This window comes from Paenibacillus polymyxa, from assembly GCF_015710975.1.
Taxonomy (GTDB): Bacteria; Bacillota; Bacilli; order Paenibacillales; family Paenibacillaceae; genus Paenibacillus; species Paenibacillus polymyxa.
In genome coordinates this window covers 4,663,963-4,676,861 of sequence record NZ_CP049783.1, presented here as the reverse complement: position 1 = coordinate 4,676,861, position 12,899 = coordinate 4,663,963, and the positions used below count along the sequence as shown (strand labels likewise).

11 protein-coding genes, 1 pseudogene and 1 riboswitch are annotated in these 12,899 nt (G+C 38.5%); of the genes and pseudogenes, 5 read left to right on the top strand and 7 right to left on the bottom strand.

The genetic code is table 11. The annotated features are described in order from the left end of the window. Nucleotides 1–66 precede the first annotated feature (66 nt). Nucleotides 67–945 carry an SDR family NAD(P)-dependent oxidoreductase gene (locus G7035_RS21575; protein WP_019687432.1) on the top strand — a complete coding sequence of 293 codons (879 nt, stop codon included), beginning with the start codon at nt 67–69 and terminating at the stop codon, nt 943–945. A 714-nt stretch (nt 946–1,659) separates the two neighbouring features. On the opposite strand, the gene G7035_RS21570 is transcribed toward G7035_RS21575, so the two are convergent. The 3 genes from G7035_RS21570 to G7035_RS21560 all read right to left on the bottom strand — a co-directional run bounded on the left by G7035_RS21570 (nt 1,660) and on the right by G7035_RS21560 (nt 4,564). Further along, complete coding sequence (locus G7035_RS21570) at nt 1,660–3,072, bottom strand: helix-turn-helix transcriptional regulator (RefSeq protein WP_019687433.1); 1,413 nt, start codon at nt 3,070–3,072, stop codon at nt 1,660–1,662. Between the two features lie 316 nt (nt 3,073–3,388). Further along, nucleotides 3,389–3,490 carry a YjcZ family sporulation protein gene (locus G7035_RS21565; RefSeq protein WP_019687434.1) on the bottom strand — a complete coding sequence of 34 codons (102 nt, stop codon included), beginning with the start codon at nt 3,488–3,490 and terminating at the stop codon, nt 3,389–3,391. A 192-nt stretch (nt 3,491–3,682) separates the two neighbouring features. Next, the gene (locus tag G7035_RS21560; protein WP_019687435.1) at nt 3,683–4,564 is read right to left on the bottom strand and encodes a glycosyltransferase family 2 protein; all 882 of its coding nucleotides are present in this window, start codon (nt 4,562–4,564) and stop codon (nt 3,683–3,685) included. A gap of 419 nt (nt 4,565–4,983) precedes the next feature. On the opposite strand from G7035_RS21560, the gene G7035_RS21555 reads away from it, so the two are divergent. Then, nucleotides 4,984–6,453 (top strand): FAD-binding protein, encoded by a 1,470-nt coding sequence (locus tag G7035_RS21555; protein WP_230877329.1) that lies wholly within the window; start codon nt 4,984–4,986, stop codon nt 6,451–6,453. 195 nt (nt 6,454–6,648) lie between these two features. Here the strand turns inward: G7035_RS21555 and G7035_RS21550 are convergent, their stop codons facing one another. Further along, nucleotides 6,649–6,756 (bottom strand): hypothetical protein, encoded by a 108-nt coding sequence (locus G7035_RS21550; RefSeq protein WP_016821960.1) that lies wholly within the window; start codon nt 6,754–6,756, stop codon nt 6,649–6,651. Nucleotides 6,757–7,368: 612 nt separating this feature from the next. Continuing rightward, entirely contained in the window at nt 7,369–7,464 is a 96-nt protein-coding gene (locus G7035_RS27515) for a hypothetical protein (RefSeq protein ID WP_016821962.1), read from the bottom strand. Between the two features lie 222 nt (nt 7,465–7,686). After that, nucleotides 7,687–7,787, top strand: a riboswitch (guanidine-I (ykkC/yxkD leader). 88 nt (nt 7,788–7,875) lie between these two features. On the opposite strand from G7035_RS27515, the gene G7035_RS21545 reads away from it, so the two are divergent. From G7035_RS21545 to G7035_RS21535, 3 genes are all read left to right on the top strand, one after another. Continuing rightward, nucleotides 7,876–8,214: a DMT family transporter gene (locus G7035_RS21545; RefSeq protein WP_016821963.1), complete on the top strand. Its 339-nt coding sequence runs from the start codon at nt 7,876–7,878 to the stop codon at nt 8,212–8,214. After that, nucleotides 8,211–8,525, top strand: a complete 315-nt coding sequence (locus tag G7035_RS21540) for a DMT family transporter (protein ID WP_016821964.1) — start codon at nt 8,211–8,213, stop codon at nt 8,523–8,525. The genes G7035_RS21545 and G7035_RS21540 overlap by 4 nt, the downstream gene beginning before the upstream one ends. A gap of 1,094 nt (nt 8,526–9,619) precedes the next feature. Further along, entirely contained in the window at nt 9,620–9,940 is a 321-nt protein-coding gene (locus tag G7035_RS21535) for a hypothetical protein (protein ID WP_016821966.1), read from the top strand. A gap of 138 nt (nt 9,941–10,078) precedes the next feature. Here the strand turns inward: G7035_RS21535 and G7035_RS21530 are convergent. Both G7035_RS21530 and G7035_RS21525 read right to left on the bottom strand, forming a co-directional pair. Next, nucleotides 10,079–11,495 (bottom strand): annotated as a pseudogene (locus G7035_RS21530) (transcriptional regulator). Between the two features lie 342 nt (nt 11,496–11,837). Next, the gene (locus G7035_RS21525; protein WP_019687437.1) at nt 11,838–12,383 is read right to left on the bottom strand and encodes a GNAT family N-acetyltransferase; all 546 of its coding nucleotides are present in this window, start codon (nt 12,381–12,383) and stop codon (nt 11,838–11,840) included. Between the last annotated feature and the right edge of the window lie 516 nt (nt 12,384–12,899).

Sequence of the window (12,899 nt, the reverse complement as noted above, 5' to 3'; positions counted from 1 at the left end):
TCAAATGTGCTAACTCACCGAATTGGCTACTCCAATAAAATTGTAACACATGAAGGAGAAATGACGATGTCTAAAAATACTACTGTTGTCATTACAGGTGCCACCAGTGGCCTTGGACAACTAGTCGCAGTTGAATTGGGAAAACGCGGCTGCTTTGACCTTGTTTTGACTGCCAGGAGTAGGGAACGTGCTGAAGCTACAAGAAAACAGATTGAGCTGGTTAGCCCATCAGCGAAGGTTGACTTTTTTTATGGAGATTTATCGGTACTGAAGGATGTTAAACGAATCGGGGATGAGATAGCCGCCGCATACTCTAATATTGATGTGCTGTTAAACAATGCGGGTATCCATGCTTTTGAGCAACGCGTCACTCCCGAGGGGTTTCCTGAAATGGTTGCCATAAATTATTTATCGCCGTGGCTGTTAACATATACACTAAAACCGTGCCTGCAGAACGTAGGCAAGGCCAGAGTTGTCAATGTTGCCTCCGAAGCTTCACGCCGTCATGGAGTTTTGAAGCTCCCCGAGGATTTAACGGATACAACTGCCTTTACCGCTCGTGGCTCATCGCCCATCTATGGAAAGACCAAATTATTGAATATTATGTTCACTGCTGAACTGGCAAGACGATGGTCGGATACGGGAATCAGCGTAAATGCACTAAATCCAGGATTCAATGTTACCGGATTGGGACGAGAACTTTGGTTTGCCCCTCTATTAGAACGATTGTTGAAAATCCTTCATCTTGGAGATCCGCGAAGAGGAGCAGATATCATCACCCGATTAATTGTAGATCCGGAATATCATAAAAAAACAGGTGGATACTTTAACGTCGGAACTGGGAAATCTATTCAACCAGTCTCACCTGGAGGAGATTCCAAGATGCAGCAAAAACTGTGGAAGGTCACAGAGGATTTGCTGGAACAGAAGGGATTCCTTCCATAAGAAATGATTGATGAAGGGATAAGATGGCAATGAATGAAGCATTAATCATCAATAACGCAAACCCCGCACTACATACAAGCATATCTTTTGCTAAATCAATGAACGGAATGAGTCACCAAAAAGCAGCAGCGAACCCATTCAGCTTTGTGATTTCGTTCTTTATAACGATGATAGCCCACGCGTTATCAGTCACACTGATAAGTTCGTAAATTGGTCCACATAAAAATAAGCCTCAGATTAATCTGAGGCTCAGTGTTCCATACAGTACCTATTTACACTCCAGGCGGCGTAACACGATCTTTTGGGTCACGGCCCCAGCTTCACTATGATTACGGTATGCCTTGTGTCACTCTTGTCGCTTCATACAATATATTAATTTCTCTATAGTAATCTATTTTTTGTCGTCTATTCTCCCGTATGCTTCTGCAGTTTCATCACCAGTAATAATATCCCCTCTCAGAATATTGGAATGATTACATAATAAATCTACTATTCTAAGTGTGTCGAAGTAACTTTGTGCCATCAAAATATTTATATGTATGCTTCAAAACTGATCACTTCAGTGACTCATTCGGCGCGTAGTGTAACAATTCCTTTAACTAAAAAAATCTGCTAACCATAAGGCTAGCAGAGTTTTGTGCTTAAGCACCTCCAATTTGTACAAGGATCTGAATATGTTGCGTCAGGACGGGACCAGTTATAAAAAATAAAAAGCTACTCGCAACGATTAACAGTGCCATTTTTTTCAACATTGTCTAACCACACCTTTTCTAATAGTTTAAAATACTCTTCTCTGGTCTCTGGAGACGCATATGCTTGGAAATGTGCAAAGAGACCTGTGCAGTTTATGAAATATGTTTCATTGTTTAGTATATGTGCTTTTACCATTGCACTTAATAATTGTTTAAAACCATCACTGTACTTCTTCCTATTTAAATTATAATAGGCCATTTCATAACAAAACAATGCAATATAGTCAGGTACCACTTGTTGGGTGTACATATCAGTAGATGTCGGGAGTTGAGTAGAGGCATCAATGTCTATTTTAAATTTTGTAAGTACACCATCTATATCCAAATTGTATCGGTTAGCTACTATAATAATGTTCAACAACTTTGAGAGTTTCTCACTTTCATTGGCGGTTGTTCCTATATATTCAACAAAGTCTAGCAGCACACTAGTGTTTCCGGACATAAGTTTATTAACATAAGCATTACCTTCTGCCCAATGCTGAAACAAGCTAATCCAGTATTGGGTATCTTCGTCAGTCTCTTTGACCCAATCCAAATCTGTGTAGGCGTATGTATATTGTAAAGCTTGTTGATAGTCGCCTCGGGCTTCACAGACACTTGCACACAATAAATCGGCATAGGTAATGTACACAAACATGGGGCGAGTTAGCTTCTTAGTAGACTCAGTGCGTTCTCGGCTGCTCTGTTGATGTTTTAAAGTGTATTGGATTTCCGCTTTAGCTCTCATTTTTCTCGCTATTTCATCAACCTTATCCCATTTACGCAAAGACCTATACACATTAGCTAAGTCCTCTAATGCATCAAGTTGTTCTATTTCGTCTAGGCGCTCGACATAAGGCTCAAAAAGTATGGCTGCCCTAAGATTGCGGCTTTGATCGTCATCAATCTGAATCGTGAAAATCCGATATTGACAGATGGCCAAACGTTCAGAATGTTGATATTTCTCCACTTCTGCTACACTCTCATAGAGCAATAGTGCAGCATCATGTCGTTCCTGCGCTAATAATTCTTCTGCAATGTCAAATAGTTTGGGTGAGTAGAGTAGATTGTCCATGATAGCTCCCACCACTCGACGGATCGCATCCAGCTTGTCCAACTCTGCACAGCGATACAAAAATGGTTCGATTCGCCTCATATTGGGGGGAATGTCGATGATATAGTTTTCTACATATAAGTCGTAAAAATAGCCTTCTGGTAAACCCATAGCCTCTGTAATTCTATCAATTTGGTTAACAGACATAGAACTATTGCCTGTTACAATGCCACTAACTATTCCCCTATTAATGCCTGCAATATGCCCGAATTGCGTCAGGTTCAGACCCTCTTGTTTTAGGTATCTATCTAGTTCCGCCCGAATCGTAGGTGTATGCTTCATGCCATATCCACCCTTCACATAAAAATTCCAAAATTTTTATATTGTTGTAGTCTATTTTTCTCTAAAATTGACCATATGTCAATATATTATGCGAATAATGTAAGATTTCAATGCATAATCCATGCTGATCATTGACAGCAGAACCCAAAAGCGCAACAACCTATTATGGCAGGATCCCCTAAGTACGCTTTAAAAACTTAGTTAACCAAAAGGAAGAGATTACTATGGCTACTGCCAAATAACCTATACGCCATTGGGTTCAACTTTTACCATCTAAAAAAAGTGAAGTGTGTTGCCTAACAGTTTTTTCATAAAATTAAATCCAAAATGCTTTAGTAATTATAACCAAGAGGATAAAAAGCACCAAAATTGCCGCTGTAGAAGTCCACATATTGTTGCCGCCTTCACATGCACCCATGGTTTTAACCTCCTTCGATTGTTGTACTTCTAATATATGTATAGCTGCGTTTTGTGACAGGGCATACAGACAAACAAAACAAAGGCTCAACCAGCTAAACCGGCAGAGCCTAATCACCTTTTTGCAAAAACTTCAAAATCTTGTGCTATTAGAGTATCTTATTTCCAACCGGATCACTTGCTTATCTCTCTGTTAATAAGGAATATGGGATATGCACCGTGAAAACGCCATGTTTAATAGTTCCTGGTTATAAACTAAATACTTACTGTTTTGTTCCAGCACCCAGTTGGCAAAACCTAAAGCTCTGGTGTAACTATCATAATCGTAGGGATTAATTTTAAACCCAAGAATATCCAGCATAATCTGGTTCTCTTCATCTGATAATTCCAAGCCTAACTTACTAAACTGTCTTTGACGAATTCTCCGAGCAGTAGCATCTTGTATAGTTCTATGCTGATTGGACACTTGTCCATTATGTTGACGATAATACAATACGTTTATGGGGATGTTCGCCATTTGTACTTGGAAAGCTAGTCGGTTCCACAACTCGTAATCTTCGGCATGAGGATAATTACTATCATATTGAATGCCAAGCCGACGGATCATGCTATTGCGCATGATTATAGCAGGATGGCAGATACAACAATGAAATAACAACCATGTTTTTATTTCGTCATGACTGGCCGGATTTACCTTTATTGATCCCCCACTAGATGAAGTAAAAGCAGCACCGCATACATCAATCAATGGATTTTGATCCATAAATGCGATTTGTACAGCTAGTCGATCTGGCGTAGAAATATCGTCGCTATCCATACGAACGATATATTCACCATTGGCCTTTTTTAATCCTTCGTTTAAAGAAGCGATCAACCCTCGATTGGTATTATGGAAGATTTTTATCACTCTAGGGTCTGATATTTGTGAAATAAGAAAGGTAGATCCATCTGTCGAACCATCATCAATAACAATTAATTCAAAATCCGAATAAGTTTGAGCTAAAATACTGTGTATTGCCTCCAAGACAAAAGCTGCATTATTGTAAACTGGCAGTATGACCGAAGCTCGTGGCACAATATTCCCTCCATTTCATATTTTTCAAATGGAATCAGTATTAAAATCACAAAGCAGCTTCCCTATTTTTTTGATAATGATTCCCTCTATATTCTCATGTTCTAAGATATGTTCTGAAATATATTTCGAAGCGGCTTCCCGGTAATATAATATGCCTTTTTGGAAATTTAGAAGCTTCCAGTCCTAGAAGCTAGTGCCATCAAAGATTAATTGGTTTGAATATCCCTCCTTCAAAGTCGGTTTAATTACTTCTTAGATAAAGTTGACAATATAAGTAATAAATTTGTACAATTAGGAAAAAATATTTCACTTAGATTCTATTCTTCATCGGTAACAAACACAAACAAATATATCTAAGTGGAAAACGGACTGTGAGATTCAGCCTAAGATAATATCTGCATCTTAAAAAGGGAGATAGAATGATGGAACGAAATGTAACATCCGTAGAACACTACACTCCAATTTTGATTGTTGGTACGGGTATATCGGGGCTTGCTGTTGCTTATTATTTATCAAAAAACAATATCAAGTACACGATTACAACAAAAAAGAATGCGCCCAAACAGAGCAACTCCTTTCTTGCAGCCGCAAATACACGTGTTCCATCAGAGAATGATATTAATAATATTATTAATCTTACGGTTGATAAATGTGGAGCAGATCGATCGGTTATTGAAACGCTATATAGAAACTCCAACATAGTTATAAATTTTTTCGAGGAATTAGGAATCTCTTATGAGAAAACATCCTTTGGTATCATGCCTGAATGTTTGATTAAATCACAGGGAGGAAAGAAATTAATTAATTGTTTGTTACAACATATTGAACAACCGCTGTGTAATAAAATTTTGATTCATTTGGAAAAGTATAATGAAGGAATTATCGCATTATTTTATGACATCCAATTAGATCAATTTATCAGGATATATACTAATTATTTGGTATTAGCTACGGGAGGATATGCGGGGCAATTTAACTACAATGATAATTCACCGGGTTCGACTGGAGAAACGCTTATCTTAGCTAAAAAAATGGGTGCAAGATTAAAGGGAATGTCTACAGTGATGTCTCATCCTTGGTCAATATACAATGGAAGACAAATTTTATTGGGCGGAGTTGTTTCTTTAAGTCAAGGGAAAATAGTAGATGAGGAAGGAATTCAACTATTAAAAGATGAGTATATATGTGATGCCATTGCTCGAGATGATTACCATGAAATGATTGACGAGATTTTACATTTTGAACTCGATTGCATCAAGCAAAAAAAGGATATGTACTTGGATATGAGCCATGCTGATGAAAATATATTGAATGAAAGATTTAAAAAATATGGATTTAGCACTAATGTGGTTAAAAATAAAAGAATCAAAATTACACCAACAATGCACTATTCTTCAGGAGGAATCGAAATCAATGCGAATGCTGAAGTTATAAACTTGAATCGTGTTTTTGCTACTGGAGAAGCTCAATTTAATGGTGTTCTTGGTATGGGAAGAATCCCTGGGCAAGCATTTGCAGCGGGTATCGTTTTCGGTAAATTAATTGCTGACAAAATAGCTAATGAAGGTGTCTTCAATACTCAATACCCGATTACATTTAAAGATCCACCTGAAACTATGCAGCTGTACTCAAAAGAAAATAATGACTTTCCAATTGAAGAGTTTCAGAAAAAGTTGTCCACTCTAATGATGGATCTGATCGCTCCCGATTCATCTGTGGTTTCTCGATCACTCCATAAAAGAGAAATACAAGAAAGTCAAAACATAATATTAAGTAGAGCAAGAGGATCAGGAAAACGATATGAGGATATTTTAACATTATTTTTTGGATATTTTGTTGCGTTAGAAATTATAGAAGATCTTGAAGAAAAGGCATTCGGTATAGGCTAATAAACCCTTCAATGAGACATTCTCCCTTCCGACAAAACCCAATAAGCGCAAAACTATTACGGCAGAAATTCAGCGAGCACCCACCAAAAGAACAGCGAATGCTGTGGCTATTGCCAAATAGTTTATGCGCTTATTGGGATCAACCTTTTACAATCCATGAGTGAAGTGAAATTACCCAGCAGTTCTTTTCACAAATTAAACCCAAAGTGATTTAGTGATGATAACTAAGAGAATAAAGAGCACTAGAATTGCCGCTGTAGAAGTCCATACACCGCCGCCGCCATTACCTTCATATGCACCCATGCCTTTTAACCTCCTTTATCTGTCGTCACTTTAATATATGTAAAAATACATTCTGTGGTAGGGCATACTGGTAAATAAAAAACACCACACTAGCAGGATTAGCTAGGAGCTAGGGAAGGAAAGCATTGCTAGTTTACAGAAACATTTTTTCCCCTATTTTGAATATATCCACTCTTATTCGCGTTTCATTAATATTGGACGCAACCTCTCCGTTAGAGCAGGCACCATTGAGAATAGGTGCTTTATCCGGCTCGGTCGCTGCCTACTGTAGTTCCAATCCCCATAACGATCGTACCAATTCAAATCTTGTAGACCACTTTAATTTTAAGTCTTAGCATTCTGTGACTAAATTTCCACATACCCAACATCATTTAACCCCTCATTTTAAAATATTAGATTGCACTATACTTCGGTAATTGTAACTAGAATATTATGTGGATCATAGCGCATCTGAGTTGTGAAAGCTAGTCGAGAAGATGTTCAAATAAAACAAGCTCTACTGACCTTAATCGGTCGGCAGAGCTTGTTATCTAATCTGATTTCGGGCAGATTACTAAAGAAATAAGGGCATTGAACTTGAATGATGGGGTCTATATAATTTTCTTCGCAATATTAAACCCAGCACGATTTAAGGATGATAACCAAAAGGATATAGAGCACCAAAATTGCCGCTGTAGAAGTCCACACACCACCTGCACATCCACTCATAGCTTAGCCCTCCTTTAATTGTTTTCACCTTAATATATGTATAGCTACGACTCTGTGACCGGGCATTCAGTTAAACAGAAAATATACCCAACCAGGCGAATCCAGTGAAAATGAAGTTGTAGACTAGGCATCGGCGTCAAAGTAACTGGCAAGTTAGTGGGTGAATTGTAAATTGACTCACGTTACATCGCGTGTTAGTATGATTTTAGCCAATAACTGAATAAAAACGTTTTCTAGGGTTCCGCAATCACAAGATTGGTCTGGTCCGAGAGAAAACGCACAGCCATATGGCTGTGACACGGAGGGATAAAAGCCTGGGAGATAAACGCATTGTGCGGTTTATTTCCCAGGCTTTTATCTTTTTTCTTTTATGGCCCAATTTTTAATAAAAAGTTTAAGGAGGAGTGTGTTATGAACAAAACGTGGATTTCAGTCATTGTGGCGGCTATATTCGAGGTTGCTTGGGTTAGTGGGTTAAAGCATGCGGATAGTTTTTGGGAATGGAGTGGTACAGTAGTCGCTATTTACATCAGCTTTTATTTGATGATCAAGGCGGCTCGTTCATTAGCGGTTGGAACTGTATACGCTGTATTTGTCGGACTAGGAACGGCAGGAACTGTAGTAGCTGAAATCCTATTGTTTGGCGCAGACATAAGTGTTTCGAAAGTAGCTTTGATCGGGCTGCTGCTTATTGGAGTGATTGGTCTGAAAATGCTTAGTAAGAAGAAAGAGGAGGTAAGTGGACTATGAATTGGGTGTATTTGATCTTAGCAGGGATTTTTGAAATGATCGGGGTTTTGCTTATAAACAAGTTCAATCAAACTCGCAGTTGGAAATCGCTGACTCTTTTGATTACTGGTTTTGGTCTAAGTTTTATATTTTTGTCGTTGGCAATGCAAACACTCCCGATGGGAACAGCTTACGCTGTATGGACTGGAATTGGCGCTTCTGGAGGTGCTATCCTCGGCATGATCTTTTATAACGAGCCACGCGGATTAATGCGTATTTTGTGTATAGGGTTGGTCCTTAGCTCTGCTGTAGGGCTGAAACTAGCCAGTTAAAAATATATATTGGTGTAGCTCTAAAGGTCGTTTCCTGAGCAAACTAACGATGAATGTTAACTTTAAAAAAGCTGCGGCAGTCTGGGACTTTATTTCCTTGTCCATGGCTGCCGTTGAAATAAAATTCTACCATATTTGCTTATGCTCCCCTCTACTTTTCCATTAATTTATTGAATATCTCTCTATCTTTGGAAGTAAATTCGGAAATCCATTGCTTTTGCTCATACGTGTTGGTACTTGAATCCAATTTAATGAAGCTATTTTCACCAACCACATATACAATATTTTTTCTATTTTATAAGACCGAACGTTATCAACAGTATTTTCCAGTGGGTCCCATAATCCATTACCTTCGAGTCTTATTGACATGACATGTATGTAGCCTCCTGATGTGTTATGCGCAAGTTATATTTTGAGTACAAAAAATAAACTCTGGATCATTGGAGGTTTAATTCCGTATAATGCCTATTTTCAGACGAGGAAATGTAATGATCTTTTGGTCACCATCCCAGCCCTCCATGATTACAATATAGAGCGTATCCGTCTTCGTTGGTTGTAGCGTTCGATATCAGGTAACAAAACATTCAACCTCTTCTGTTACCCGCGTTTCCGTATACTATACAGATCAGAACAATGAACGACGAAAGCGGACACAACTATTATGCGGCAATAGCGGAATAGACGGTTGCCAAAGTTACACTAAACTTTTGCAGAAGTTTACGATGGCGCACGATAAGCCATGGAAAGAATATGGGGGCGATATTCCTGAGCCAGTAGAATAAGACAAGAAAAGCAGTAAATTTAATGTGTTTATTCCTAAAAGCCTACGTCGTCATTGCCAAAAGAAATTACCGAAAATTCTCTCTTGAACCAGGATTGCCAGTTCGATCCCCCCATTAACCCAGCCTAAACAGACGCATCGCAGTTCGCTCCAACCTCAAACGGCAGGTCATTAATCGCATTGGTGCCCAGATGCCAAAGGCTGAGAGTAGCTGCGAGTTCCCAAAAAAACAGTTATCAATAAAGCGTACAATCGCAACACGTTAGATCCATTTAAACTAATCAGGAAATTATCCAAGTAGGAGGAAATAACCATGGCATTTGAAGGTTATGGAGAAGACAAGCGAGAACATTGGTTTGACTGGCCGTTCCCCTTATCGGTATCAATACTGTATGTGGATGCAGATGTAGATGAAACAGAAACGAAATGGTACCTCATTGACGAACAAGAAAAACACTTGATCCGAATTAGGGATGAAAAGCAAATTGAACTGCTTCATCATTGCATGTATGGAGTCTTGTTAAATGACGAGAAGATCAACTGGATTATTAATAAAAATGGTGGTAGATTTACCTATCACGATAGTGTGCAAGATTTTATCAAATTCCAGAAAGACTACCTTGATACACTATAAGAGGCGTGAACAGTTAAAGCTCTACCGACCCATTAAGGTTAGCAGAGCTTTCTTTTACTTTAGAATCCACCTATTTGTACAAAGGTCTGAATAAGCTGATCATGATTGTGAGCGGGTACGGTTATAAAAAACAAAAAGCTACTCGCAACGATTAACAATGCCATTCTTTTCAACATTACTTAACCACACCTTTTCAATAAGATTGTGAAACTCCGTTTTGACTTCAGGAGTCGCATGGACTTGAAAACGCACAAACAGGCCCATACAATTTATAAAGTAGGTTTCATTATTTATTATATGTGACTTTAGCATTGCATACATCAAGTGTTTGAAGCCATCATTGTAGTTTCCTTGTTGTAAATAATAATGAGCAATTTCGTAACCAAACCACGCGAAATAGTCTGGCATTACTTGTTGAGTATACATATCATCAGATGTGGGCTGCTCAGAAAACGAATGAATCTCCGCTTCAAAACGAGAAATGACATCATTCACATCTATTCCATATCGGTTAGCCGCTATCATAACGTTCAACAGCTTTGAGAGCTTCTCATTTTCGTCATTGGTTGATGTGGCTGCTATATGTCCGGTAGCACGCTAATATCTCCAGACAGAAGCATATTTACATACGTATTACCTTCTGCCCACTGACTGAACAAGTTTACCCAGTATTGAGTGTCTTCGTCAGTCTCTTTGACCCAGTCTAATTCCGCATAGGCGTATGTATATTGTAAAGCTTGTTGATAATCGCCTTGGGCTTCACAAACACTTGCACACAACAAATCGGCGTAAGCAATATATCCAAATAGTGGGCCCTTTGTCTCCTTTTCATGCTCTTGAGAATTTCGTTTTGCCTGATGTTTTATGGAATATTGAACTTCCGCTTTCCCTCTCATTTGCCGTGCCATTTCCTCAACCTTGTCCCATTTACGTAAAGACCTGTACACGTTTGCCAAATCCTTCAATGCGTCAAGCTGCTCTATTTCGTCCAGACGCTCAATATAAGGTTCAAATAGTATGGCTGCTCTTAGATTACGGTTTTGGTCCTCACCAATTTGAATCGTGAAAATACGATATTGGCAAACTGCCAAACGCTCAGAATGTTGGTATTTCTCCGCTTCAGCTACACTCTCATAGAGCAGCAGTGCAGCCGCATGTCGTCCCTGTGCCAATAATTCCTCCGCAATGTCAAAAAGTTTGGGCGAGTAGAGTAGATTGTCCATGATGGTTCCCACTACTCGACGGATCGCACCCAACTTGTCCAACTCTGCACAACGATACAAAAATGGCTCGATTCGTCTCATATTCGGGGACGTGTCGATGATGTAGTTTTCTATAAATAAGTCGTAAAAGCAGCCCGCAGTTAAACCCATAGCCTCAGTCATTAGGTCAAGCTGATTAACAGACATAGACTTATTACCTGTCACGATGGCACTTACTATTCCCCTATTTATGCCTGCAACATGCCTGCGATATGCCCAAATTTCGCTATGCTCAAACCTTCTTGTTGCAGGTATCTGTCTAATTCCGCCCGAATCGTAGGTGTATGCTTCATGCCATAGCCACCCTTCACTTGAATATTCCATATTTTTTAAAAACATACTTCATTTTTCAACATAATTAACCATATGTCAATATATTATGCTACTAATATAAACATTCAATTTTTTGCATGAGATGAAATAAAAAACTCATCGCATGTCTCAAATAGTAGCATTCCACCAACTATAGATAAGAATAATTAGCATATTAACAGATGGAATTAAATCAAAAGCCACAATAATATCTCACTAAACGTAAAAATACCCCACTGGCTTTGGCTAGTAGGGTTTCACCGATACTTTCGGATTGCATAACGGGATTCTGTAAATACAATACATTAAATTATCATGATGCATTAGAATTTTGAATAGAAAAATACCGCATTTTCATCTTTGTATTTTGAGTTTGAATAAAGCATAGTGTCCACTGCTCCAATATCAAACCCATTTTTCAAATAAAATCGGCAAGCGAGTAAATTAACATCCTGCGTCTCAAGCGTAAATCCCTGCATTCCTTTTTGTAATGCCCACTCCCTTGCCTTGTTTAACAAGGCAGTTCCAATTCCTTTTCCTCTGCTACTTTCTAATACAATAAGCCTGTCAATAGAAGCAAATTTAGTTTCCTCTACTATCCCCAGTCTTATATGTCCCAAGCATTTCCTTCCGGAATAGTATAAGAAAGCAATACTGTCATTGCTATTAATATATTCATCAAGATCTTCGTGTTCCGGATATTTTGACTCATAAGGTTGTTCATAAAGTTCTTCATGATAACTCCATATGCCATTTTCTAGTTTGGGGATAAGTCTCCCTATGACCATAAAAGGTTGATCTTTGCATTCGTAATCATCCTTGTTATCAAATGTCATTTCAACAATTTCAATTTCTCTAATTTGCTCCAAAATATCTCTCCTTATTGCTGGACTTTAATACTTGATTGGATTCAATTATAGCATGTCTGTCTCGAATATTTTCAGTTTACTTCATTCCTTTCGCCTGTTCATATTCCCCCCTGCTAGACATTATGTATACTTCCCCAAACGCAAAAAACACCCACCGGCTTGAGCCATAGGGTGTCATCGATGCTGTCGGGTTTGCTCTGTATCCGTCGCGTCAAGTATAATCCGATTGGACTATTTTGTGAATAATAATAGAAGATATTCTCCGGGTCATATATACTTTTGATAAATTCACTGATTGCCTGCTAATTGAGTTTGAAGTTTTCTACAAGGAAACAGAATTACTACCTGGTCACAAAGTTCAGACAATTGATTTCGGTGATCTTGGTTTACTATTTGAAGAGGCTAAAACGAAAACCATCCAGCTTAACAAAAAAGGAGCGATGATTATGAATTTAGAAAGATTCCTAGAAATACATCGCAGGAACATACAAGACAAATTACAAGAGGAACGGCCAC